This window comes from Pedobacter ginsengiterrae (assembly GCF_039537385.1).
GTDB lineage: Bacteria > Bacteroidota > Bacteroidia > Sphingobacteriales > Sphingobacteriaceae > Pedobacter > Pedobacter ginsengiterrae.
On record NZ_BAABAK010000010.1, the window covers coordinates 69,715 to 93,847 of the forward strand.

At 35.6% G+C, this 24,133-nt stretch carries 21 protein-coding genes and 1 tRNA gene; 10 read left to right on the top strand and 12 right to left on the bottom strand.

Annotated features, from left to right (window positions below):
• Position 1: 1 nt before the first annotated feature.
• The 4 genes from ABD692_RS09805 to ABD692_RS09820 form a co-directional block, all read right to left on the bottom strand.
• Complete coding sequence (locus tag ABD692_RS09805; RefSeq protein ID WP_344766635.1) at positions 2-2,137, bottom strand: S9 family peptidase; 2,136 nt, start codon at positions 2,135-2,137, stop codon at positions 2-4.
• 385 nt (positions 2,138-2,522) lie between these two features.
• Positions 2,523-2,607 (bottom strand) — tRNA-Ser (locus ABD692_RS09810).
• Positions 2,608-2,695: 88 nt separating this feature from the next.
• Positions 2,696-4,126 (bottom strand): pyruvate kinase, encoded by a 1,431-nt coding sequence (gene pyk / locus ABD692_RS09815; protein WP_344766637.1) that lies wholly within the window; start codon positions 4,124-4,126, stop codon positions 2,696-2,698.
• 146 nt (positions 4,127-4,272) lie between these two features.
• On the bottom strand, positions 4,273-4,692 hold the full coding sequence (locus ABD692_RS09820; protein WP_316755810.1) for an IPExxxVDY family protein: 420 nt from the start codon (positions 4,690-4,692) through the stop codon (positions 4,273-4,275).
• Between the two features lie 157 nt (positions 4,693-4,849).
• On the opposite strand from ABD692_RS09820, the gene ABD692_RS09825 reads away from it, so the two are divergent.
• The 3 genes from ABD692_RS09825 to rnc all read left to right on the top strand — a co-directional run bounded on the left by ABD692_RS09825 (position 4,850) and on the right by rnc (position 7,185).
• Positions 4,850-5,086: an acyl carrier protein gene (locus ABD692_RS09825; protein ID WP_008508386.1), complete on the top strand. Its 237-nt coding sequence runs from the start codon at positions 4,850-4,852 to the stop codon at positions 5,084-5,086.
• Positions 5,087-5,107: 21 nt separating this feature from the next.
• Positions 5,108-6,361 (top strand): beta-ketoacyl-ACP synthase II, encoded by a 1,254-nt coding sequence (fabF, locus tag ABD692_RS09830; protein ID WP_316755812.1) that lies wholly within the window; start codon positions 5,108-5,110, stop codon positions 6,359-6,361.
• A gap of 95 nt (positions 6,362-6,456) precedes the next feature.
• The gene (rnc, locus tag ABD692_RS09835; protein WP_316755814.1) at positions 6,457-7,185 is read left to right on the top strand and encodes a ribonuclease III; all 729 of its coding nucleotides are present in this window, start codon (positions 6,457-6,459) and stop codon (positions 7,183-7,185) included.
• A 352-nt stretch (positions 7,186-7,537) separates the two neighbouring features.
• Here rnc and ABD692_RS09840 read toward each other — a convergent pair whose 3' ends face one another.
• Complete coding sequence (locus ABD692_RS09840) at positions 7,538-8,251, bottom strand: hypothetical protein (RefSeq protein ID WP_344766640.1); 714 nt, start codon at positions 8,249-8,251, stop codon at positions 7,538-7,540.
• 372 nt (positions 8,252-8,623) lie between these two features.
• Here ABD692_RS09840 and ABD692_RS09845 point away from each other — a divergent pair, with 372 nt between their 5' ends.
• The 3 genes from ABD692_RS09845 to nadD all read left to right on the top strand — a co-directional run bounded on the left by ABD692_RS09845 (position 8,624) and on the right by nadD (position 10,728).
• On the top strand, positions 8,624-9,487 hold the full coding sequence (locus tag ABD692_RS09845; protein WP_316756829.1) for a YicC/YloC family endoribonuclease: 864 nt from the start codon (positions 8,624-8,626) through the stop codon (positions 9,485-9,487).
• Between the two features lie 69 nt (positions 9,488-9,556).
• Complete coding sequence (gene gmk, locus ABD692_RS09850; protein ID WP_316755819.1) at positions 9,557-10,126, top strand: guanylate kinase; 570 nt, start codon at positions 9,557-9,559, stop codon at positions 10,124-10,126.
• 29 nt (positions 10,127-10,155) lie between these two features.
• Positions 10,156-10,728 (top strand): nicotinate (nicotinamide) nucleotide adenylyltransferase, encoded by a 573-nt coding sequence (gene nadD / locus ABD692_RS09855; protein WP_316755821.1) that lies wholly within the window; start codon positions 10,156-10,158, stop codon positions 10,726-10,728.
• 206 nt (positions 10,729-10,934) lie between these two features.
• Here the strand turns inward: nadD and ABD692_RS09860 are convergent, their stop codons facing one another.
• The gene (locus ABD692_RS09860) at positions 10,935-11,714 is read right to left on the bottom strand and encodes a nucleotidyltransferase domain-containing protein (RefSeq protein WP_316755823.1); all 780 of its coding nucleotides are present in this window, start codon (positions 11,712-11,714) and stop codon (positions 10,935-10,937) included.
• Positions 11,715-11,746: 32 nt separating this feature from the next.
• A complete protein-coding gene (locus tag ABD692_RS09865) occupies positions 11,747-12,448 on the bottom strand; it encodes an SAM-dependent methyltransferase (RefSeq protein ID WP_316755825.1) in 702 nt (233 codons plus the stop codon).
• Between the two features lie 279 nt (positions 12,449-12,727).
• On the opposite strand from ABD692_RS09865, the gene ABD692_RS09870 reads away from it, so the two are divergent.
• Positions 12,728-14,407 carry a DUF6600 domain-containing protein gene (locus ABD692_RS09870; protein WP_344766643.1) on the top strand — a complete coding sequence of 560 codons (1,680 nt, stop codon included), beginning with the start codon at positions 12,728-12,730 and terminating at the stop codon, positions 14,405-14,407.
• A 42-nt stretch (positions 14,408-14,449) separates the two neighbouring features.
• On the opposite strand, the gene ABD692_RS09875 is transcribed toward ABD692_RS09870, so the two are convergent.
• The gene (locus tag ABD692_RS09875) at positions 14,450-15,079 is read right to left on the bottom strand and encodes an HAD family hydrolase (protein ID WP_344766644.1); all 630 of its coding nucleotides are present in this window, start codon (positions 15,077-15,079) and stop codon (positions 14,450-14,452) included.
• 79 nt (positions 15,080-15,158) lie between these two features.
• On the opposite strand from ABD692_RS09875, the gene ABD692_RS09880 reads away from it, so the two are divergent.
• The 3 genes from ABD692_RS09880 to ABD692_RS09890 all read left to right on the top strand — a co-directional run bounded on the left by ABD692_RS09880 (position 15,159) and on the right by ABD692_RS09890 (position 17,663).
• Complete coding sequence (locus ABD692_RS09880; RefSeq protein ID WP_344766646.1) at positions 15,159-15,377, top strand: YtxH domain-containing protein; 219 nt, start codon at positions 15,159-15,161, stop codon at positions 15,375-15,377.
• A 63-nt stretch (positions 15,378-15,440) separates the two neighbouring features.
• On the top strand, positions 15,441-16,841 hold the full coding sequence (locus ABD692_RS09885) for an MBL fold metallo-hydrolase RNA specificity domain-containing protein (protein ID WP_344766648.1): 1,401 nt from the start codon (positions 15,441-15,443) through the stop codon (positions 16,839-16,841).
• A 135-nt stretch (positions 16,842-16,976) separates the two neighbouring features.
• Positions 16,977-17,663 carry a class I SAM-dependent methyltransferase gene (locus ABD692_RS09890; protein WP_344766650.1) on the top strand — a complete coding sequence of 229 codons (687 nt, stop codon included), beginning with the start codon at positions 16,977-16,979 and terminating at the stop codon, positions 17,661-17,663.
• Between the two features lie 47 nt (positions 17,664-17,710).
• On the opposite strand, the gene ABD692_RS09895 is transcribed toward ABD692_RS09890, so the two are convergent.
• The 4 genes from ABD692_RS09895 to ABD692_RS09910 form a co-directional block, all read right to left on the bottom strand.
• On the bottom strand, positions 17,711-20,491 hold the full coding sequence (locus ABD692_RS09895) for an outer membrane beta-barrel protein (protein ID WP_316755837.1): 2,781 nt from the start codon (positions 20,489-20,491) through the stop codon (positions 17,711-17,713).
• 213 nt (positions 20,492-20,704) lie between these two features.
• Positions 20,705-21,781, bottom strand: coding sequence for a DUF5694 domain-containing protein (locus tag ABD692_RS09900; protein WP_316755838.1), 1,077 nt, complete (start codon positions 21,779-21,781; stop codon positions 20,705-20,707).
• 177 nt (positions 21,782-21,958) lie between these two features.
• The gene (locus ABD692_RS09905) at positions 21,959-23,011 is read right to left on the bottom strand and encodes a M28 family metallopeptidase (RefSeq protein ID WP_344766653.1); all 1,053 of its coding nucleotides are present in this window, start codon (positions 23,009-23,011) and stop codon (positions 21,959-21,961) included.
• 195 nt (positions 23,012-23,206) lie between these two features.
• Positions 23,207-24,124: a DUF6607 family protein gene (locus tag ABD692_RS09910; RefSeq protein ID WP_344766655.1), complete on the bottom strand. Its 918-nt coding sequence runs from the start codon at positions 24,122-24,124 to the stop codon at positions 23,207-23,209.
• Positions 24,125-24,133: the final 9 nt, after the last annotated feature.

Here is a 24,133-nt window from a genome sequence, read left to right on the forward strand (position 1 = left end):
ATTATCTTATTGTCGGTGGTTTCATTTGATAATCGTAAGGGGCCTGAGCGCCTAACAAATTTTGCACGAAATAATCCCATCTTCTGCGCATCATGTACGGTGAGTAACTACCATAACCGTGAGCACTGTTCGGGAAAATTACCAAATCAAAAGATTTATTAGCTTTTTGTAAAGCTTCAACCACTAATAAAGTATTATATGGTGGTACGTTATCGTCCATCATGCCATGAACTAACATTAGTTTTCCTTTTAAATTTTTAGCATAATTCTGGTTGGCTTGCGCCTCGTAGTCCGAATTTTCTGCTAACCCATTATAGCGTTCGCCCCAATCATCCTCATAATTTCTATTATCGTGATTTCCAGATTCTGAAATGCCAACTTTAAAAAAATCAGGATAACGGAACATAGCCGCTGCAGTAGCAAAGCCACCTCCAGAATGCCCCCAAATGCCCACTTTTGTTGTATCAATTGGAAAATTTGCCGAAAGTTGTTTAATTGCGGTTATCTGATCTGGTAATGTGTTTTCAGCCATGTTACCATAACTCATGTCATGAAAGCTTTTAGATCGGTCAGGGTTACTAGTTCCTTCGATAACCACCACTATAAAGCCCAATTCGGCCAATGCTTGATTATCTCCACGAGATGCGGAGAAAGACCAGCTTCCAACACTTCCGCCTTGAGGTCCAGGATAAATATAGTCGATAACAGGATATTTTTTACCTGCCTCCATTTCTGTTGGAGTAAATACCAAGCCGTAAATATCTGTTTTCCCATCGTGTGCTTTAATGGTAACAGGTTTAGGTGCTTTCCAGCCAGTTGCAGTTAATCTAGAAATATCAGTTTTCTCAAGATTAGCGATCAGTTTACCTTCAATATCTCTTAAAACGCTAACAGCTGGCACATCTGGCTGAGAATAGGTATCGATAAAATATTTTGAAGATGGTGAAAATGAAACCATATGATTTCCTGCTTCGGGCGTTAAATCAACCAAATTTTTTCCATTAAAACCTATTTTGTAAAAATGCCCGAAATATGGATTTTTGGCATCCTGGCCATTTGCTATGAAATAAATTGTTCTGGTTTTTTCATCAACTTTAAGTACACGTGTTACCACCCAATTACCTTTAGTAATTTGGTTTTTTACCTTGCCTGTTGTAGAATCATATAGATAAAGATGACCCCAGTTATCACGTTCCGAATACCAAATAATTTCTTTCGATGCAGGTAAATACCTCCAGTTAATAGCTCCTTGACCAGACTCGTACTGAGTTTTTACCGTTTCTTCGAAAACTTCTCTAACTGCTCCCGTTGTGGCATCTGCAATGCGAAATTTTTCTTGCTTATGATCGCGTGAAGTGGATACGAAAGCAACTTCAGAACCATCTGCTTTCCAATCAATATCATCGAAAGTTCCGCTGCTCGAAATATCATCACTCAATGTAGCACGGTGTGGATCAGCAGGAATATTTAAAGAAACTACTTTTGGTGTTTCAACATCAATAATAACTCGTCTAATCGTTGCAATTGCCTTGTCGCCAGGTAAAGGATATTTCCATGCACTAAGTTTTGGTGAGCCCACATTGGTACTTACCAGATACATATCTTTCGAGTTTCTTTGATCTTGCTGGTAGGTTGCAATCTTTTTCGAATCTGGCGACCAGCGAAGGATTGCGCCATCACTATGTTTCCATCCAGCATTATCGGTTGCATAACCGTAGTCTTTTATTCCATCAGTTGTTAACTGGGTAAGTTTGCCGCTGGCAATATCTTTAACGTAAAGGTTATAATCCTTAATTAAAATTGATTTTTTCCCGTCTGGTGATACAACTTCTCCACGAGCACCACGACGGAAATTTTGAGCGCCACCACCGCTTTTATATTCGGTAGTTAAGGTTTTCGTTTTCTTTAGTGGATCAACTAAAAAAGTTTGCTCGCCATCAGCTGTTTTTGTCGTGTACCAAAATTTATCACCATCAAGCCAGTTTGGTTGCGAGAAAGTATGATCAATATATTTTGAGGTGTTATAACTCAAAAAGCTTTCAGCATGTTCGTAATCTTTCGCTGAAAGCACCTTTTGTTGAGCATTTGCGTTAATAGCCAAAGAACAGGCCAATACGCCAAGCCAATATTTATTCATAGTTTGTTAGTTAATTCTTGCTGGTAAAAATAATACTGTTTTACGATTTGAAATTAATTTATCAATAATAATACAAAATCTATTATTTGCCTATTTCTTAAAACTGGTTCTGGTGCATTTAACACCTCCATAAAGATCAATTATAATGTAGCTATTTCATAGTCTTAAGCTAACGCTTATTGCTTGGGGGTTGCCAGCATATCCCTTAAAATGCAGTTTTAATATACTGTTATCGGATTACCCTCGGATAGGTAAGGGATAGGAATGGAAGTAAGCATAGGTAAAGCACGTATTAAAAATAGATCGGACTCCGTTAAAAACTAAAGCTTTTAGGGCAAAATAAAACCCAGCCGATAACATCCATTAGCCAGGTCAATCATTTTTGCGGAGAGGGCGGGATTCGAACCCGCGGTACCTTGCAGTACACACGCTTTCCAAGCGTGCTCGATCGACCACTCTGACACCTCTCCGTGTGGATTGCAAAAGTATATTTTTTAATCATAAAAAAATGCCTGAGTGTTAAACTCAGGCATTTAATTTTATTATAAGTTTTAGAAATTAATCTATAACTGTAATTTTTAACATATTGGTTTTACCTTTCGATTCGATTGGAATAGCGGCAGTATTGATGATGATATCACCTTGTTTAACCAATTTCTTGCTTTTTAAGAATTCGTTAACCTCGATAATGGTATTATCTGTACTTTCCCACTTATCGTAGTAAAAGCCTCTAACACCCCAAAGTAAACTTACCGCATTTAATAATGCTCTGTTGCTAGTAAAAATATAAGTTAAAGCTTCAGGACGGTGACTTGAAATTTCAAAAGCAGTGTAACCGCTTAAAGTCATAGAAACGATACCAACAGCGTTAGTCTGTTTAGCTAAGAAACAAGCCGAATCGCAAATTGCATCACTTAAGAAAGAAGGCGATTTTGGTTTTAAAAACTTATCAGGATTGAAAGGGTAGTTGTTATCCTCAATGTTCTGAATAATTTTTTGCATCGTTTCGATAACAATTAAAGGAAATTCTCCAACCGAAGTTTCGCCACTTAACATTACCGCATCAGCGCCATCTAATACCGAGTTTGCCACGTCATTTACCTCAGCACGAGTTGGGCGAGGTGTTGTAATCATGCTTTCAAGCATTTGAGTTGCAACAATTACAGGTTTTGAAGCTGCTCTACATTTAGCAACAATCATTTTTTGTAATAATGGAACTTCTTCCATCGGACACTCAACACCTAAATCTCCACGAGCAACCATAATTCCGTCGGTTACAGCGATAATTTCATCGATGTTGGCAATAGCTTCAGGTTTCTCTATTTTAGCGATTACGCGAGCTGTTTTGCCGCGATCAGCAATTATTTTTTTAAGTTCGATAATATCTTCGGCCTTACGAACGAATGATAAACCAATCCATTCTACATCATTTTCTAAGACGAATTCTAAATTTTCTCTATCTTCTGGAGTTAAAGATGGAATAGAAACTTTCGTGTTAGGAAGGTTTACACCTTTTCTAGAAGTTAAAATACCACCGTGAACGATTTCACAAACTACCTCATCTTTTAAATTGGTAGAGATTACTTTCATTTGCAGTTTTCCATCATCTAATAAGATAATTTCACCTGCCTGAACATCTTGTGGAAAGTTTTGGTAAGTAATGTAAATACGTTCTTCATTACCGATACACTCTTGGGTAGTAATGATTGTTGTTTTTCCGTTAATCAGGTTAATACCACCTTCTTTAACTAAACCGATACGAATTTTTGGTCCTTGTAAATCGGCAAGAATACCAACGTTGTAATCGTATTTTTTATTCAAATCACGAATGGTATCTAAAACCGCTTGATGATCTGCTTGAGAACCATGAGAGAAATTTAAACGACAAACATCTAAACCTGCATTAAACATACTATATAATACATCTGGTTTAGCTGAAGCTGGGCCTAGTGTGGCTACAATTTTTGTTCTGGAATGAAAAGGTTTCATTTATTATTCGTTTTAGCAATGCAGTTTCTGTTTCTAATTAATTATCTAAATTAATTAAACCACATTAAATTTTATATATTTTTTGTTTTGTTCAGTTTTTTATAACCCTCAAATATAGTGTAATTAATACACCAAGTATATAATTTTTATATTACCAAATTCTCTTTTGATTTAAGTTTGGCTGGGTTTATTTTTGCAGCTACCTGTATATCAGGTATTTTGTTTAATCCGCTTATCAAATAATCCAGATCTTCTTGATCAATAAATTCTTTAATAATGATAAAAAAATCAACATTATTCATTTCAGGAACGAGTACACCATCACTACTTTTGTTGCTAATTAAGTAATATTCCACTTCATTTTGCTCTACAAAAAAGTAATATTTGGAGAAAAACCATGCTGGTTCGTCAATGTTAAAAAATATTTCATGATCTTCTACTTTTTCAAAATGCGTGTTTAAACGCGTATTAATTTTGTGGCACAACACATAGTCTTTTAGGGGTGCTGTTACCGCAATTAGTATGAAATCAAGGTCTAAAGTTAATTTTAGGTAAGTTCTATTCAAAAGGAAATAAATTATTTACAGAACGAAATTAAAAAACTAATTCTATATTCGCTTGTTATTTGAGAGCCAAAATTAGGTATCGAAATAAAAACATTTGAAAATTGTAAGAATTTATTTTTCTTTGCACAGAATTATTTAACCATTAAATTATAAAATTATGTCTGATATTGCTTCAAGAGTTAAGGCTATTATCGTAGAAAAACTAGGTGTTGACGAAAGCGAAGTTACGCCAGAGGCTTCATTCACCAACGATTTGGGTGCAGATTCTTTAGATACCGTAGAGTTAATTATGGAATTTGAAAAAGAATTTAATGTAGCTATTCCTGATGATCAGGCTGAAACCATCGGTACAGTTGGTCAAGCAATCGCTTATTTGGAAAAAAACGTTAAATAGAGTTACGCTTTTTCAGTATAAATGGAATTAAAAAGAGTAGTAGTAACAGGGTTGGGTGCGCTCACTCCTATAGGCAATAATGTTCCCGATTTTTGGGAAGGATTGACTAACGGGGTGAGTGGCGCTGCTCCTATTAAAGGTTTTGATACTGAAAAGTTCAAAACGAAATTCGCTTGCGAGGTAAAAAACTTTAATCCAGAAGATTTTTTGGAAAAGAAGGAAGCCCGTAAATTAGATCCGTTTGTACAATATGCTCTTGTAGCTACAGATGAGGCTGTGAAGGATGGTGGTTTTGATTTTGAAAAATTAGATACCAACCGAATCGGCGTTATTTGGGGTGCGGGCATAGGTGGATTGAAAACTTTTTTAGATGAAATTTCAAATTTCGCTAAAGGAGATGGTACGCCAAGATACAATCCATTTTTTATCCCTAAAATGATTATAGATATTGCTCCAGGGCATATCTCTATCAAGTATGGCTTACGTGGGCCAAATTTTGCAACTGTTTCGGCATGTGCTTCTTCTACAAACGCTATGATTGATGCATTTAACTATATCCGTTTGGGTATGGCAGATGTGATTATCAGTGGTGGTTCTGAAGCAATTATTAACGAAGCGGGTATGGGTGGTTTTAATGCCATGCATGCATTATCTACACGTAATGATGATCCAGCTACAGCTTCCCGTCCTTTCGATAAAGATCGTGATGGTTTTGTAGCAGGTGAGGGTGCAGGAACTATTATTTTGGAAGAACTTGAACATGCAAAAGCAAGAGGTGCAAAAATTTATGCAGAGCTTGTTGGCGGTGGAATGAGTGCTGATGCAAATCACATTACAGCTCCACATCCTGAAGGTTTAGGTGCCAGAATGGTAATGACAAATGCATTAAAAGATGCAGGTTTAACAACTGCTGATATAGATTACATTAACGTTCATGGAACTTCTACACCACTTGGTGATATTAGCGAAACGAAGGCTATTGGAACATTGTTTGGAGAAGATGCTTACCGTTTAAACATCAGTTCTACCAAATCGATGACGGGCCACCTTTTGGGTGCTGCTGGTGCTGTTGAAGCGATTGCTGCAATTTTAGCTGTAAAAAATGATATTGTTCCTCCAACAATTAACCACTTTACAGATGATCCTGCATTTGATCCAAAACTGAATTTTACCTTTAATAAAGCCGAAAAACGTACAGTTAGGGCAGCGTTAAGTAATACATTTGGTTTCGGAGGCCACAACGCCTCAGTAATTTTCAAAAAATACGAAGATTAATTAAACTGCGCCTTGCTATATAATTTTGTATGCTAGTTAAAAATAGATAACTTAGTTAAATATGCTAATTAGCCGTTAATTGTGTTATTTATTTAATGCCGATATTAAAATTATATAAACTTTATCTCTCTCCCGAAAAGGAGTTTGTTAAAAAGCTGAAGAATATTCTTGGGTTCGTTCCAGGGAATGTAACGCTGTACAAAATGGCGTTCAGGCATCGTTCTGTTGCTAAAGTTTTAAAAAATGGCAGTCGTAGTAGTAACGAACGGTTAGAGTTTTTAGGCGATGCTGTTTTAGGTTCTGTAATTGCCGAATTGCTTTTTAAACATTACCCATACAAAGAGGAGGGGTTTCTTACCGAAATGCGCTCCAAAATTGTAAATCGAGCTAACTTAAACCAGTTGGCTAAAAAAATGGGTTTCGATAAATTAATCCAATTCGATCAACGTTCTGTAAGTATTCAAACTAAGCATAATTCTATGCTTGGAGATGCTTTTGAAGCGATTATTGGGGCAATTTATATGGATAAGGGCTATAATTTTACCAAAGAGTTTTTATTGCGTAGAATTGTAAAACCGCATATCGATATTCATACTTTAGAGCTCACAGAAACTAATTTCAAGAGTAAATTAATTGAATGGTGCCAGCGCCATGGTAAGGATATTATGTTCGAACTTGTTGAAAATGGCGAAGGTGAAAGCAATAAGCTATTTACAATAAGCGCTGTAGTTGAAGGTGAAAAAGTAGGTACTGGTAGAGATTACAACAAAAAAAATGCAGAAAAACTTGCTGCAGAAAAAGCTTGTGAGGCGCTTTCAATTTAAACCAATCACTTTACGATAATTTATTAGTAAAAACTTGTATTATCACTCAGATTCGATGGAGGATTTTGAGATCGATAACCTAAACTTGGTTGATGTTAAGTGAAGTCACTTCGAAATAAAATCGAGTATTAAATTCAAATGGCTACGACAACTTGAATTTGCAGGGTATATATATTTTTTTCAATGATTATCCATGTTTTTATGCTGGCAGCTGGGAAAATGCTAATTATAGCTGAATGGATTAAAAATAAAATTCAGAATAAGTTAAAGCCATCGGCGGATAGATAAATTGATTGCTCGATTCCACTTGTTTAAATCGACTGATTTTACAGACTTAATTCACCATGCATAACTATTTTCCTTTCCCTAAGGTATCGGTAAATTTCTTCGATGATTCTTTAATGTATTTAATATAATCATAACTGTTCCAATACTGTGCTTTTTGGAATTCTGGTCTATAATCGACCATGTATTTTTCTAAAGTGTCGCCTCGTAACTCTGTATTGTTTTTAATTATAGTTGGATTAAAATATACATCAATTTGCGATTGTTTAATCTCGTTATCAGCATATCGCCCAAATCTTCTGGCGTTTTTTGGATCTCTGCCAACCAAATTGTATAAGCCATTTAAAGGGTTAAATATGGCAGATAAAAAGGATGATCTACCTCCATTATAAACTCCTTTATTTTGAAATTCTTTTTTTATTTCAGCTAAATCGGCCTTTTTTGTGTTTCCAATAACGGTTACTTCATTTAGCATAGTAGTACTACGAACTAAATAAATCAAAATATCCTGATGGCCAGTAATAACAATTCTCTGATCGTTCATGTTGGCTTTATCGATTAAAAGCGTGTCGCCAACTGATGCTCGAATTTGAAACATGCCCAAATCATTACTGGTAACACCAATCCCATTACGAACATTTGTAATATTGGCTATTGCAATTCTTACATTTGCTCCTTTTTCGAAAACAACGCCTTTTACAATAAAATCCTGCGCTTTTGCAGAGTAATAAAGGCAGGTAAGCGGGAAAAGAAGCAATAAAAATAGGTAACGGGCTTTCATATTGTATGAGATATTTCGTAAAATTAACAATTGTTAACCAAGTAATCTGTTAAAAAAACGTTAATACTGCTCTGTTTGTTTGTAATCTTATTGCATTTATAATATTGTTTTTTAGTTAAAACGGGTTTTAGAATTTGCCATAAGAACGAGTTTTGTTGAATAGCCCCGATATAAACGAAAATACTTTTGGTAGTAGAAACTGATATATTCGTTAACGTTACCCAAAAGATTGTAGTATTAGCGGGACTGTATTTGCCAATAACTACAGGTTTTGCGCTACATCAAATGTTTAAAGCGCCGTGCACATACAAACGGTTTTTGACAGGTTTAAAACTCTTTAAATTTTTCTTACCTTTGCGCATGATAAAATCCATGACAGGATACGGCTTGGCAGCAGCCGATTATGCGAATGCTAAATATAGTGTCGAAATTAAATCGCTCAACAGTAAATTTCTTGAGCTAAATCTAAAATATCCAAAAGCTTTTTCTGATAAAGAATTAATACTGCGTAATATATGTAGTAAAGATATTGAACGTGGGAAGGTTAGCTTAAGCATTACCGTAGAACGTAGTTCGGGTGAGGTTACGGGCGCTAATATAAATACCGCTTTGCTTGCGCATTATTACAATCAACTTATTGCTGTTAACGATCAATTAAATGCCAATAGCAGTAACTTACTGCAAACTGCTTTAACTTTTCCTGAGGTTATTAGTTATAAAGAAGAAAGTGTAAGTGAAGATGAGTGGAATCAGTTATATAAAATTTTTACTGATGCCTTAGCCAATTTTAATAAGTTTAGAGCGGATGAAGGTGCAGTTTTAAAAGCTGATTTGGAATTAAGAATTAAAAATATTCTGTCGTACTTTAAATCGGTAGAGGAATTAGAACCTAAAAGGATTTCTGCAATACGAGATAAGTTTACTCAGTTTTTAGATGATGCTGTTGGTAAGGTTAACATCGATCAGAATCGTTTTGAGCAGGAATTAATTTACTACATCGATAAAATTGATATCACGGAAGAAAAAACACGTTTAAAAAGTCATTGCGATTACTTTCTTCAAACTTTAACGAGTAAAGAAGCTAATGGTAAAAAACTAGGGTTTATTTCTCAGGAAATTGGTAGAGAGATAAATACGATGGGTGCAAAGGCAAACGATGCTCAAATGCAGCAGTTTGTTGTGGGAATGAAAGAAGAGTTAGAGAAAATAAAAGAACAGTTATTAAACGTATTATAAAAAGCTTAAAGCTTAAAGCTCAAAGACTAAAGCTTTGGACTTTCTGCTTTTGTCTTTATGCTTAACAGAATGAAACAAGGTAAATTAATTATATTTTCAGCACCATCGGGAGCAGGTAAAACAACTATTGTACACCATTTATTAAAGAAGTTTCCTAACCTGAGCTTTTCTATTTCTGCTACAACACGCGAATTGAGGGGAGCAGAGCAGCACGAAAACGATTATTATTTCATCAGTAAGGAAGAGTTTTTACACAAGGTTGCCCGCCAGGAATTTGTGGAGTTCGAAGAGGTTTACAATGGCACTTTTTATGGTACTTTACGTTCAGAGATAGAACGAATCTGGAATGATGATAAACATGTTATTTTTGATATTGATGTTGAAGGCGGGATTCGCTTGAAAAGAAAATATGAAGATGATGCATTAGCAATCTTTGTTCAGCCGCCATCGTTAGAAGTTTTGAAAGAACGTTTAAGCGGTCGTGGAACGGATAGTGAAGAAAAATTACAGGAACGCTTTATTAAAGCAGAGAAAGAGTTGCTTTATGCAGATAAGTTCGATGTGATTTTAAAAAACTACGATTTGGCAACTGCATGTGCAGAAGCAGAAAAGTTGGTCAGCGATTTTTTAAATAGCTAAGCGTTTTAAATTCTCAATTTGCAATTAAAATGAAAACTGGGCTTTTCTTTGGTTCTTATAACCCAATTCATACAGGGCATTTAATTATTGCTAATTATATGGCTAACCATACTGAGCTTGATGAGGTATGGTTAGTTGTTTCTCCTCATAACCCATTGAAAGATAAAAGTGGGTTGGGTAATATGTACGACAGGCTGGAAATGGCCAGATTAGCGACTGAAAAGACTGAAAACATTAGGGTTAGTGATATTGAGTTTGCTTTACCTCAACCGTCTTATACCATCGATACTTTAACTTATTTGCACGAAAAATATCCTGAAAAAGAATTTGTGCTGATTATGGGGGCCGATAATTTGGTTTCGCTGAAGAAGTGGAAAAATTATGAAGTGCTGTTAAAAAACTATCAGATTTACGTTTACCCACGGCCAGGTGCACAGGTAAAGGAATGGGAAAATTATCCCTCAATAACCTTTACGAATACCCCATTAATGGAAATTTCTTCAACATTTATCCGCAAGGCGATAAAAGAAAATAAAAGTGTTCAGTTTTTTCTCCCAGATTCCGTCATCAATTTTATCGACGGGAAGGGAATGTATAAATAAGATTTTCCTTTACCAGTAACTTCTTTTAAATTAAAGGTTTTAATCAACTAGGGTTAGTTAGATGGATTTAATGAATAATATTTTATAAATCTGTCCTGGTAATTCTGCTTTTTTACTAAAAATTTAGCTAGTATAATCTGTTGTCCGTTTCATTCCCCAGCGATTCTCGGATTCCATTAGTCGTTAAAAAGATTTTATTAAATTAATTATCTATTCTCAATATCGATAAAATATTCCATTACTTTTTGTTCTGCAATCTTATTTACGGTTACTTTATCATCGAATAGGGTATTTCTGAGTTGCTTGTATAATTCAACAGCGTGTTTTAGGCTAGTTAACAAAGCAAGTTTGTTGTATGAGGGAATGGTATTGATTAAACTTTCTAAATCGCCTTGCTTTAAGTCCATTTCAACTTTTCTAACCGCACGAGGTAAGTTGCCGCTTTTTAGGTGAAGCAAAGGGCCGAAAACTACCATTCTTAAAAAGCCGAAAAAATCATAAGCTTCCATATACTCACCACGACCAATTTTTAAAAGCGTATAATGCACCCAGGTCCAAAAGCGGTCTTCAATCCATTGGTAGTCAGGAAACGGAAATTTTGCCGCAGAATTATTTAAAACAGTTTGAAGTTGGTTATCTCGGTCGAATAGAATTTTGGGATTCTCTATTCTAACTTCAAATTCTTTAAGTGTTATAAACTTGATATCAACATGCAGTAGGGGATTATCGTAAAGACAAATTAAAACTCTTGGTTCTCCAACATGTTCTCCGGTAAAACCAGATATAAAATTGCCTATACTTTTGGCATAGGCAATCATTTTATCCTTATTATCAGATATTGTTTCTTTGGTAATCAGAATTAGATCAACATCCGAAAATTCATCCAGTTCATTGGTAAGCCAAGAGCCCGCAACCGCTAATCCGATTACGTTTTCATCTTGCGATAAAATACTTTTTGCCTTATTCGCGAATGCTATTTGAATCATAAATTCAGAAAGCTAAAAATCAAGTTACCAATTTAATACAACAAAAATATAGTCGGTTTTTTATGCAGATCTATTTCTTCTTTGCGCCAGGCGTGCACACTTTGTGTTTTAATAAACTCATCAGCTCCTGTTAAATTACTGGCGATGCAAAGTTGCGTATTCGGCTTACAGCTTTTTAAAACTTCTTCTAACATTTGGTTATTGCGGAAAGGTGTTTCTATAAAAATTTGAGTTTGTTTATAACGACTTGCAGATAGATCTAAATCTTTAATGCGCTTTGTACGTTGTTCTTTATCAATTGGTAAATAACCCCAAAAAGCAAAGCTTTGACCGTTAAAGCCAGAGGCCATTAAGGCTAAAAGAATTGAACTCGGACCAACTAACGGAACCACTTTTATATTGCGTTTATGTGCTTCGGCAACAATGTCGGCTCCAGGATCTGCAATACCAGGGCAACCCGCTTCGCTCATTAAACCAACATCTTTTCCAGCTTTAAGCTCAGTAAAAAATTGACCTAAATCGCTTCTGTTATGTTTGCCATAATCGTGAACGATTAAATCTTTTTGTGGAGTTTTTAAGCCTGCTTCTTTTAAAAATCTACGGGCAGTTTTGCTGTTCTCTACAATGTAAGTATCAATCTGATTAATTGTATCAACCAAATAAGGTGTAAAGGTTTTGTGTGAAACCTCTTCTGCCAGAGGTACAGGGATTAAATATAAGGTGCCGTTTTGCATGCTACAAAAATACTTACAATAAATAGAATTTAAGTTTTAAAGTTTGTAAACAATGCAATATAATCTCTTTTGTAAACACTGGTGTAGCAAATTTTATTTCTAATTGACTTATTTTCTGCACAATTATATGAGCTGCAAAACGTTAAATACAAGTTAAATATGCCTTGAAATACAATATTTGGCAGAAAACTGAAAAAACTATGCTTGCATATTAAACCATATATAATTTTGGTTCTCTAATTGATACACACACATTAGGTTATTAATATAAACACACAAATGAAAACACTGAAAACTACGGCACTTGTGCTGGGGCTTTTTGCGCTCCTTGCCGGAACCACCACCTTAGTCAGGGCACAAGGCTATGAAGAAAATTATCAGGATGATGGTTACAATACTGGTAATGTGTCTCTCCAAACTTTTTATGATGAACTTTCTCCTTACGGCACCTGGATTCAGGATCCGCAATATGGTTACGTTTGGCGTCCAGATGTAAATCAGGAAGAATTTCGTCCTTATTATACCAATGGGCGTTGGGCGATGACAGAGTATGGTAATACCTGGGTTTCTAATTACGATTGGGGCTGGGCACCTTTCCACTATGGCCGTTGGGTTATTAATAGCTACCGACAATGGATCTGGTTACCAGATACGAATTGGGGACCAGCCTGGGTAGATTGGAGAAGTGGCGATGGTTATTATGGCTGGGCACCAATGGCGCCAAGTATTAGCATAAATTTAAGCTTCGGTCGCCGTTACACTGTACCTGAATTTTGCTGGAATTTTATTCCTCAATCCAATATTTACATTAATTCGTTCCCTAGATATAACTATGGTAGAAACAATGTTTATATCCGCAATACAACGATAATTAACAATACTTATGTTTACAACAGAAGAAGTTATTATGGTGGACCAAGGATGGAGGACATTAGAAGAGCTACAAATCGTAATGTAACGGTTTACAGGTATTCGCAAAGTAACAGACCTGGAGCAAGTAGAATTGATAACAGATCGGTTTCTATTTACAGACCAAGACCTGAGCGTGGATCAGTAGATAATCGCAGTGCTGCGCCAAGAAAATTTGAGCAGGGTAATGCTGGTTTTAATAGAAGTGGCAGAGGTGATAATAGTTATTCTAACCGTGATCAAAGAGGTGGAAATAACGATAACCGAATTGGACAGAGAGGCGATGATAATAAAGCAACTCAACCCAACAGAGGTATAGATAATCGCAGAGATAATAATAACCAGCCAAATGAAAGAGGTGGAGTTTATAATCGCGATGCGATGGGTAGAACTGATCGTACGAACCAAAACGGTAATGATGCAGAACAGAGAAATCGTCAGCTTTCAGAAAGAACTCGTGAGCAAGGAAACCGTGATCAGGAGCGTATTCAGCAAATGCAACAGAGAACTCAACAGGATCGTATGAGTCGTGATCAGCAAAACTCACAACGAGAATTGCAATCGCAACAAATGCAACAACAACGAACACAGCGAGATCAGCAAGCGCAACAGCAACGTTCTCAGCAGGCCGACCAGCAACGTCAGCAAATGCAGGAACAACAAAGGGCTCAGCGTGATCAGCAAGCGCAACAGCAACGTTCTCAGCAGGCCGATCAACAACGTCAGCAAATGCAAGAGCAACAAAGGGCTCAACGCGATCAGCAAGCACAGCAACAGCGTTCTCAGCAGGCCGATCAGCAACGTCAGCAAATGCAAGAACAACAAAGGGCTCAACGCGATCAGCAAGCACAACAGCAACGTCAGCAAATGCAACAAAGAAATGAGCAAATGCAACAGCAACGTTCACAACAGGCAGAACAACAACGCCAACAAAGAAGCGAGCAGCAACGTTCGGAAGTTAGGCAACAAGCACAACCACAGCAACAAAGTAGAGGTGGAGGAGAGCGAAGTAGTGAGGGTGGAAGGCCAACCAGAGGTGGAAGAGGATAAGTTTAAAAGTCCCGATGAAAATCGGGACTTTTTTATTGGATATTATTGACCTGCTGCTTTGTGAAGTTCACTCAAATCACTTCCCCGAAAAGTAGAATTCGCATTGGGATGAAGATTTTCAGGATCTAAAAGAAAGGTTGATAAACCGAGCTCCAGCCCAAATTTAATTTCCGATTCTGCATCATCCCCAATTACCAGAATATCGGCTGGGTTTAATATGTGTTTTTCAATTAATGTTTCAAAAGCATCTTTTTTATTTTGATTAGATGTGGTTACATCGACTACATAAACTTCTTCAAAATCGTCAGCAATGCCAAGCATTTTTACTTTCGTTGTCTGTTTACGAAGAAAACCAGCTGTAACAATAAACTTTTTTCCCTCTAGGTTTTTGATGTAATGATAATCTTGAGATGGACTTAACGGAGCCGTAACTTCTCCGGTCACCAGATATTTTATTGCATTATCAATAGCGGTTTGTTTAAAACCATACTTCGCAGCCACTTTTTGAAAAGGTGTTCGCAACATTTCCTTTTTTGCCAATTGATATTCTTCATCAGAAATACCTAAATCTTCATTTTCTAAAACGCCGTAAAGACCACCCATTAACTGTTGCTCGTTTGGTTTTGTGAAATAAATAGTATTATCTAAATCGATAAAAAAGATATTTTTCATTGTGGATTGGTTTTTGTGTTGTAAAAAAAAATAAAACAGCAAGTGCTAATTTATGTTTAATAATTAAAGAATTACGATTATGACAAAGGAAACAAAAATTATAGTAGGTGTATTAGCTGGAGCAGCTTTAGGTGCAACAATTGCATTAGCATTATCTTCAGATTCTAATAATGAGGTTAAAGATAAATTATCAGATTGGTTTAGCGATCTTTTGGATTCGTCGAAAAGTAAATTATCTGGATTAGCAGACAGAGCTAGCGATGTTGCTGATAAAGTGAAAGATAAAATAACAGCTTAAATAATTGGAGATGCCGGAAATATCCGGCATTTTTATTCAATTATAATTTCTAACCACCACTAAATGAAAATTGCCTTTCATGGTGCTGCCCGTACAGTTACAGGGAGTAAGCACCTTATTACGCTTAAAAATAACACTCAAATATTATTAGATTGCGGCCTTTTTCAAGGCATGGGACAAGTTACTGATAAGCTAAATGGCTACTTTGGCTTCGATGCTAAAAAAGTAACCTATTTGGTGCTTTCTCACGCACACATCGACCATTGCGGTTTATTGCCCCGACTTGTTGGAGAAGGCTTTGAAGGTAAAATTTTCTGTACTTCAGCAACAATGGATTTGGCACGTATTTTAATGATGGATTCTGCTAAAATACAAATGCAGGATGCTGAATTTTCTAATCGCCATTTAAAACCTGGGCAGGAAAAAGAAGAACCTTTATATACCGATGAAGATGTTATAAAGGCGGTTAGCCAAATGAAGATTGTGGAATATGAAGAAGATTTCGAAATTGAACCAGGCATTCGTTTACAATTTACAGATGCTGGTCATATTTTAGGTAGTGCAGCCGTTCATTTAACTATAACTGAAGATGGTAAATCAACCAGAGTAAGTTTTAGTGGGGATGTTGGTCGTTATGGCGATTTGCTTTTAAAAAGCCCACAACAATTTAGTCAAGCCGATTATATTTTAATGGAATCTACTTATGGCGATTCGCTGCATAAAGATTTAGAGCCTATCGAAAATATGTTGTACGAGATTATTAACAATACCTGTAATATAAAAAAGGGTAAGGTTATTATTCCAGCATTTAGCGTTGGCCGTACACAAGAACTTTTATATGCTTTAAATAGTTTAGAATTAAAGCATAAACTACCCGATGTTCGTTATTATGTAGATAGTCCACTATCATCGAAAGCAACAGAGATTTTGAAGAACCACCCTGAAGTATATAACAATGGTGTAAAGGAAACCTTAAAAATTGATCATGATATTTTTGCTTTTAAAGGACTACGCTTTGTTGAAACTGTAGAAGAATCCAAAGCTTTAAATTCCGATCCAAGACCTTGTGTAATTATTTCTGCATCGGGAATGGCCGAAGCAGGGCGAGTAAAACATCACATTAGAAATAACATCAATAATCAAAAGAATACAATTTTAATGGTTGGTTATTGCGAACCTTCATCTTTGGGTGGCAGGTTAATAGCAGGACAGAAAGTAGTCGATATTTTTCACGATGATTATGACGTAAAAGCTGAAGTTCGATCGATAAAATCGATGAGTGCGCATGGCGATTACGAAGATTTGTTAAAGTTTTTATCAGGACAAGATCCTGAAAAAGTTAAGCAATTATTTTTGGTGCACGGAGAATATGAGGTGCAGCAAAACTTCGCCACCCGATTAAAAGAACATGGTTTCAAGCATGTAGCGATACCAGAATATCATCAGGAATTTGAGTTAGATTAATATTTCATGCGTAGTTGAGAAATCTTTGAATTTGAAAATGTTTAAAGATTTCTCCCTTTCGTTTCACTCTGATTGAAATGACGGTTAGCTCTATAATCTCCCTGATCCATCTTCCATTTTTCTTATCTTTGCTTTATGGATGTTTTTGGCAAGGCCCTAATTGATTTTTACGAAAACGGCGAAGCCGATATTCTTTGGCTACATAATTCTTATGACGAACCAGAAGAAATGCCAGTCGATTTTTTCTATCGAGATGACGAAGATATGCCAGTTTTAGAACTTCAGGCTTTGCAGATGTGCACAGGAAAAGTTTTGGATATTGGTGCAGGCGTTGGTAGTCATGCATTAGTTTTACAAGCCTTTAATATTGATGTTACAGCTATAGATGTATCAGAAGCTGCGGTTAATATTATGAAAGATAGAGGTGTTAAAAAAGCATTCGTTCAGGATATTTTTACCTACAAAGAAAAATTCGATACCATTTTAATGTTGATGAATGGCATCGGTTTAACAGGAACTTTGCCAGGTTTTAAAGACTTTTTAATCAGGCTTAAAAGTTTAACTAATCCGAGCGGACAGGTTCTTTTTGATACATCAGACATTGCTTATTTATATGAGGATTTACCAAAGCCTCAAAACCATTATTATGGCGAAGTTTCTTACCAATATGAATACAAAGGAGAAAAAGGAAACTGGTTTAATTGGCTTTACATTGATCAGAAAACCATAAAGACTATTGCAGCTGAAACAGGCTGGGCCAGTGAGATTATTTTTGATGATGAGGAAGACCAGTATTTGGTAAGACTAACGCCAGTTATTTAATCGGCATATAGAATTCAGGCTCGTGCTTTTAAACAGGAGCCTGAAAGCTAAAATCTGAAAAAGGTATCTTTTCCGCCAACTTTTCCTCCAAAATTTTGGATGTTATAGGTAAAAGTTAACAAACCGTATCGGCCTAAATTATTGTATCTGGTATCGCGAATAGTATTTTCGCTTATACTAACATATCGTCTGGTATTGGTATTTAAAATATCGTTGATAGAAAATTTAAGCTGTGCCCGATCATTTTTTAAGAAAAGATAAGTAAGTCCAGCATTCCAAATCTGAATTTTATTATTAAAGCCTGCCACAGTTTGCGTGTTGTAATTAATGCGATAAGTAGTTTCCCAAACGAGCTTTTTTGGTAAGCGTACAATAAGCTCGTTATCGCTCATGTGTGTAAAATAATTTATGTTGGTAAAATAGCTATCATCGTAACGACTGTTATTTATCCCTAAATTATAGCTTGTAGAAATTTCAACTTTATCATTTAAATTAAGTTTACCACTAATACGCGGTGTAATGCTTAAAATTTTGGCATAACTGCGAATGTTATTCACTTGTACCAAATTGCGGGTAAAGTTGGTGTAAAAGCCTGTTCCAAGTGTAATTTGCCTTTTATCTTTCTTTATATCCTTACTAAAATTTAAACCTGCATTTAATCTTATAATTCCATCTACGTTTATTGGGGTAGAGGTTTGTGCACCTGTAGCACTTATGGTTCTGGCCATAATTACAGCATCGTTATCTATACTTCCGCCGCCCCAAACATTATAATTAAGCGAATTTTTTACATCGTATTTATAAAGATTTAAATTAACCTGATGTGTTTTGGTGGGTACTAAATTCGGATTTCCATTTTGGATGTAAAGCGGATTAGTATTGTTAGCTACAGGCTGTATGTAATTTACATCAGGTTCGCGGAAATTTGGGGTATAATCTATGCTGAAATCTTTATATCGAATAGTACCTGAGGCGGCAATAAATTTAAAACTTTGGTTAAACGACGGATAACTGGTAAAGCTGTTTTCTAAATTAATCGTGTTGAAAATAATGCCTGGTTGAATTGAAAAATCTTTTGTTATTTTCCATCTCAACGAGGTTCGGGTATTCGTTTTAAAACCTTTTTGATTTACGGTTTGAGAAAGCGTTGGAATTGCAATATCGTAAGCCTGGTTGTTTGGATCTTTGTAAAAAGTAGCTAAAGCATTTTCGTTATTCAGATAATTGCCGTTGCCAGCTATTGTTAAATTAAGTTTCTTATTTAAAATTCTGGTGAAGTTAATGCTTAAATACGCACCTTGATTTTTAATGTTATTATCTCGAAGCTGATCTAGTATTTGAGTTGAATTAGGGTTGTAAAAATTACTGATTGTATTGTTGAAATAATCGGTATAATTATTTCGCTTCATTAAATTTAATGTCGTGTTTATGCTTCCTTTATTCTTTTTCAAGTCTTTCCATAAATTGCTTGAGATCTGATATTCGACATTATCGCCTACAGTTCTAGATTGATTGTAGCCGTTATTTAATTCAATGTTATTAATGTCGCGGGTTTGTGTAAGTAGCAAACCTGCGTTTCTGGTGTTATTTATGGTTACGGATGGTGTTATTATAAACTTATGTAAGCTATCGATTTTAAATTCGCCACGACCACTAATATTATGGCTATATAATTTATTTAATTGATTTTGATTAGTAGATGATAACAAATCGCCTGTTCCTAAGCTTTGTCTGCTATCGCTAAGCGTTATGTTTTCTTGATTGCTTAATCCGAAGAAATATTTAAGATTTAATTTTGCACCTTTTTTGGTTAGCGTATTAAAGTTAGCCCCTGCTCCAGCCGAAGTTTGTACGCCGCTGGCAGCACCACCAAAACTAACACCATTAAGAGCAAAACCGCCATCACTATTGACCATCATTGAGTTAACACCTGTTCGCTGCATTCCTCCAATTCTCATAATTTCACTTACAGAAAAGCCCGATTTGTTTACATTATTGCCGTAACCCAAAATACTTACCTGTGTTGTATCTCTAAAGAAATTCATAATACCACCAGCTTCGTAACGGCCATTCGGTAATCCGCCTCCGCCATAAAGTTTACCAAAAGCCCCTTGTTTTATGGCTTTTTTTAGCTTTAGATTAATAACCTGAGGCGTATTTACCGCTAGCAAATCTGGGTCTTGGCGTTTAGCATCTTTATCATCTGATACCTGGATTTTATCAATAATGTTAGCTGGTAGGTTTTTAGTTGCAATTTGTTGGTCGCCTCCAAAAAACTCTTTTCCATCAACTAAAATTTTGCTTACTGTTTTTCCGTTAACTTGTATCGAACCATCACCCGCTATGGCAACCCCAGGTAGTTTTTTTAATAAATCTTCAACCACTGCCGATGGAAGCGTTTTAAAAGATTCGGCATTAAATTCAATGGTATCTTTACGCACAATAACGGGTGGCCGCTCGGCAACTATGCTTACTTCATTTAAATCATTGGCTTTTGTAGAGAGATATAAAGTGCCAAGATTTACAATTGGGTTCTGCGCTGTCAGTTCAACTTCTTTACGATAAGTACCGTATAGCCATGCTGTAATTATTAACCGATATTTAATGCCTGTTTGTAAGTTATTTATTTTGAAAGTCCCTTTATCATCTGATAACTTATAAGTACTTAGTACACTATCGCCAAGTTTATAAACAGAAACTGTAGAATAATTTAGTGTGGTTTTATGATTAGCACTATCGACTAAAACGCCTAAGATACTGCCGTTTTTTTGAGCGAATAGAAATGTGGTTGTTAATAGGAACGAGATTGTTAATATAAGTTTCTTCATATATAATTGAGGGATAATGCAGTTTTGGTTAAATGACGCAATGTTTAGAAAAATGTTGCATCCATTCTTTAAAAACAACTAAATCTTTAGGTAAAGATAGTTTTGCAACTTTGGATTTGCAAATCGACACAATAAAATTACAATGAGAATCAAAATCAAAATCCCTCGAGCAGGTATTTGCCGAGGGATTTGGATAATTTTTAAAATTACGATTTATGGAAGCTCGTTATAGTTTATAATTTTAACATTGCTGTTTTTTGCTAAAATATCTTCCATCCATTTTCCGTGGGCAGCACCAACACCAACAACAATTCTTTTTGCATTATTCGCCTGTGCCTGCTCAATAATGTTTTTGCACATTCCTTCATTTCTAAGTGTCCATTGTGCAATCATTTCTTTAACCGTTTCAGTAGGGAAACCCGCATATCCATAAAATTTTCGGCCGCCATAAAAGTTCCACAGGTCATTCATTTCAGCATATTTTAGTGTATTCATTCCAGCATACTCATCGGCAGCAAAAGCTTTTTCCTCTTCATTCGAATAAGCGTAATACTTATTAATTGCCTCCATAGTTTTAGCTTCTGCAGAGGCGGGATCTGTTTTTGCTTTTTTCGATAAAATATTGAATAAAGAATCTGTTTTACTCCATGCAATTCCCCAGGGTTTATCGTACGTCTGGCAATCCATGTTATAAATCTGATTTTGGCCAAGTTGGTAAATCAACGGGAAAAATATTTTGTTGTATTCGCTTCCTGGTCTGATGATGCCTATTTTTTTTAATGAATCGATGTTACCAAATCGTTCTGCATACTCTGCTTTTTCTTCCTTGCCAAACTTATCTTTCATATAACTTTCCAATACGAACATCTGGTAATCGAAATTTCCTCTATCCCATTGTTTAGCATATTCCGTCGCTAAATTCATGCGTGTCTTATGGTAATAAGGAAATGATGTTAGTGCTTTTTGGTTCTTTTTAATTAATGAAGATAGGTTTTTTGGGGTTTCAGGATTTAGTTTGTTGATGTAGTTAACTTTTTTTATAAAGGCTGTTTTCGCCCAATGATCATCTTCAAGTTTCGCATAATCTTCGGCAGGTAAGTATTCGCCAAAAACCATATCGGGTTTAAATTTTTTTAACTTATCAATAATAGTTTGAAAGTTTTGAGTTGATTTCGAATTGTCGTGACTTGAACCAACAATTACAATTTCGATTTGATTTTGAGCATTTGATTTTACCACAAAGGCGATTAACATAAAAAATGCCAGACTAAGTTTTTGTATCTTTTTCATAATGAATCTTGTTGCTTATTTGTTGATTCAAAGATGCAGCGCTGATGCGAATGGCTATATTTAATTATCCGAACAGGTTTAAATATTATCCCAATTGGTAAAAGTAGACGGATTACTTGTTGTCAGATGAATAGCGTATTTTATATAACGTTTTTAGACTTTTGTCCTACGAAACGCCTATTTCATCATTCGTTTGTTAAAAGAAATGATTAGTTTAAACAAGTCGTTATACTCCGTTAGTGGTAAGGTTTCAGGTTTGTCAAATACATCATGATAAGCCGTTATTCCGCCTTGAGTGTAGAAGAAAAATGCAGGAACGCCTTTCTCTGTAAAGAAATAATGATCGCTATTTGCTGCTTTTCCTCTCGGATTAATTTTCGAGATCAGTTTCTGTTCTACATTTATTTCATTTAATAAGGCAAAAGCTTTTGGATAAACACTTGCGTTTACAACGGTCATACCACTTTCGCCTGTTCCGACTAAATCGAGATTGATTAGGAACTTAATTTTGCTTAATTCTACTTTTGGATTTTCGACAAAATACCTCGAACCCAACAAGCCGGCCTCTTCTGCCGCGAAGCAAATAAAACCAATTGAATAAGGTTGAGGGTTTTTAGCATAATATTTTGCTAAACTTAATAGCGTTGCAACACCAGCAGCGTTATCGTTAGCGCCAGGAAAATAGGTTTCAGAACCCATGCCGCCTAAATGATCGTAATGTGCGGTTATTAATAATATAGAATCTGGATATTTTGTACCCTTTAAAAAACCACAAATGTTTGAAGCTTTAAAATCCGAAATAAATTTGCTTTCGATATTAATATTAATAGTTTTTGGTATTTCCTTAAAGTTCTTTTTATTAATCTGTATGCTGGTTTGGGTAGACAGCTCTGAGGCTACCGACCAGGTTAATTTATCTTTTAATAAAACTTCTAAATTTGGTAAAGCCTGAAATCTGGTACTATCTATTTTTTTTAAATCGGCTTTTTTATTTATCGATGGGCTTTCGTTGTTAACGATAAAATCTTTTCCTGGAGTAAGTTTTTTGCCGTTAATTTCAATAAGCATTTTGCCTGGAAAGGTATTAACGGGGAACTTGAAATCTTGTTTGTAGCTATCATTCATTGGTAATAAGCCAATCTTGAAGTACTCCTGACTAAGAAAATCAGCTGCTTTAGCCATTCCGCCTTTTGTATAACCTCTTCCCCAAAAGGCTTTAGATGTAAGCATGTTTATAGTTTTTTGAACGTAAGTAGAATCTTGTGCGAGACCATTAACCGATAAAAAAAGGAATGTAAATAATAAAGTTCGTTTTGCTGATGAAACCTGCATGGCTACAATTTGCAAATAAATTATAACGATTAAAAATAGAAAAGCCGAACAATTTTAAATTGCCCGGCTTTAAAAGGATGTGATCGTAAATAACTATTTCGCTAAATATGGCTGTAGCGCCGTTTTAACTTTTTCTTTATTTTGTGCTGCGGTCCATTTTTCTTTGATAGACTGATCGCCAAGTGTAAATAATGTTTCGTAAAGTAATTTACCGTTAGCCATTGTTTTTACTTTGAAAGTATCGTTTGAGCCAATAACATCTGCCCATACGTTACGAACATCAGCCCAATAGGTATGTTGATTATTCCACCATTTTTGTGCATAAGCAAAAGTTTTAGGATCGATTTTGGTAAATTCTTCATAACCTTTCTCAACGGCTAATAATTTATCGCCTTCTGGTGTGCGAAGTACTTTTTTGTTGTCTTGCTCAAACATCCAGCCATCTTTGGTAATGGTAATTCTGCTTCCGCGAGTTAAAACATTATAGTCTTTACGAACAGTAGATTCTCTTCTTGGAAGCGGTGAATCTGTTTCGCTCGACCAAGAATCGTGACCACCAACATGGCTCCAGGTTCCAATACCTTGGTAACGTGGACTATCATCAACCTGATAAACTTTCTGTGTCCACTTACCTTTAACATCAGCAGCAGTTAGATTGCCTTTTTTCCAAGCGTTATCTTGCGTGTAAAGCATAATGTTTGTGTCTTCATAAGTCCAGTCCTGGCGCCAGTGTTTAATCACCGTAGTATCGTTAATGGCTAACATATGCTGAATAACAATTCTTTTTGGCTCATCGACAATAATTTCGGCCCACTCATTACCATGACTTTCGTAAGGCTTGCTGAATTTATATTCTGGGCTGGGTGAAGTAACCTCACCGTAATTGAAATTTACCTCGTAAAAGCCAGCCAATGATTTGATTGCTTTTCTGTCTTGCTCTAATTTGTCTTGAGCATTAGCACTAACAGTTACTAGGCCTGTTAATACCAGGATTAGATTTAAAATTTTCATAATTATTTG

Excerpts from the sequence above, each read along its gene's own strand:
- ABD692_RS09805 (WP_344766635.1), bottom strand. The coding sequence starts at position 2,137 with ATGAATAAATATTGGCTTGGCGTATTGGCCTGTTCTTTGGCTATTAAC.
- pyk (WP_344766637.1), bottom strand. The coding sequence starts at position 4,126 with ATGAAACCTTTTCATTCCAGAACAAAAATTGTAGCCACACTAGGCCCA.
- ABD692_RS09825 (WP_008508386.1), top strand. The coding sequence starts at position 4,850 with ATGTCTGATATTGCTTCAAGAGTTAAGGCTATTATCGTAGAAAAACTA.
- fabF (WP_316755812.1), top strand. The coding sequence starts at position 5,108 with ATGGAATTAAAAAGAGTAGTAGTAACAGGGTTGGGTGCGCTCACTCCT.
- rnc (WP_316755814.1), top strand. The coding sequence starts at position 6,457 with ATGCCGATATTAAAATTATATAAACTTTATCTCTCTCCCGAAAAGGAG.
- ABD692_RS09840 (WP_344766640.1), bottom strand. The coding sequence starts at position 8,251 with ATGAAAGCCCGTTACCTATTTTTATTGCTTCTTTTCCCGCTTACCTGC.
- ABD692_RS09845 (WP_316756829.1), top strand. The coding sequence starts at position 8,624 with ATGACAGGATACGGCTTGGCAGCAGCCGATTATGCGAATGCTAAATAT.
- gmk (WP_316755819.1), top strand. The coding sequence starts at position 9,557 with ATGAAACAAGGTAAATTAATTATATTTTCAGCACCATCGGGAGCAGGT.
- nadD (WP_316755821.1), top strand. The coding sequence starts at position 10,156 with ATGAAAACTGGGCTTTTCTTTGGTTCTTATAACCCAATTCATACAGGG.
- ABD692_RS09860 (WP_316755823.1), bottom strand. The coding sequence starts at position 11,714 with ATGATTCAAATAGCATTCGCGAATAAGGCAAAAAGTATTTTATCGCAA.
- ABD692_RS09865 (WP_316755825.1), bottom strand. The coding sequence starts at position 12,448 with ATGCAAAACGGCACCTTATATTTAATCCCTGTACCTCTGGCAGAAGAG.
- ABD692_RS09870 (WP_344766643.1), top strand. The coding sequence starts at position 12,728 with ATGAAAACACTGAAAACTACGGCACTTGTGCTGGGGCTTTTTGCGCTC.
- ABD692_RS09875 (WP_344766644.1), bottom strand. The coding sequence starts at position 15,079 with ATGAAAAATATCTTTTTTATCGATTTAGATAATACTATTTATTTCACA.
- ABD692_RS09880 (WP_344766646.1), top strand. The coding sequence starts at position 15,159 with ATGACAAAGGAAACAAAAATTATAGTAGGTGTATTAGCTGGAGCAGCT.
- ABD692_RS09885 (WP_344766648.1), top strand. The coding sequence starts at position 15,441 with ATGAAAATTGCCTTTCATGGTGCTGCCCGTACAGTTACAGGGAGTAAG.
- ABD692_RS09890 (WP_344766650.1), top strand. The coding sequence starts at position 16,977 with ATGGATGTTTTTGGCAAGGCCCTAATTGATTTTTACGAAAACGGCGAA.
- ABD692_RS09895 (WP_316755837.1), bottom strand. The coding sequence starts at position 20,491 with ATGAAGAAACTTATATTAACAATCTCGTTCCTATTAACAACCACATTT.
- ABD692_RS09900 (WP_316755838.1), bottom strand. The coding sequence starts at position 21,781 with ATGAAAAAGATACAAAAACTTAGTCTGGCATTTTTTATGTTAATCGCC.
- ABD692_RS09905 (WP_344766653.1), bottom strand. The coding sequence starts at position 23,011 with ATGCTTACATCTAAAGCCTTTTGGGGAAGAGGTTATACAAAAGGCGGA.
- ABD692_RS09910 (WP_344766655.1), bottom strand. The coding sequence starts at position 24,124 with ATGAAAATTTTAAATCTAATCCTGGTATTAACAGGCCTAGTAACTGTT.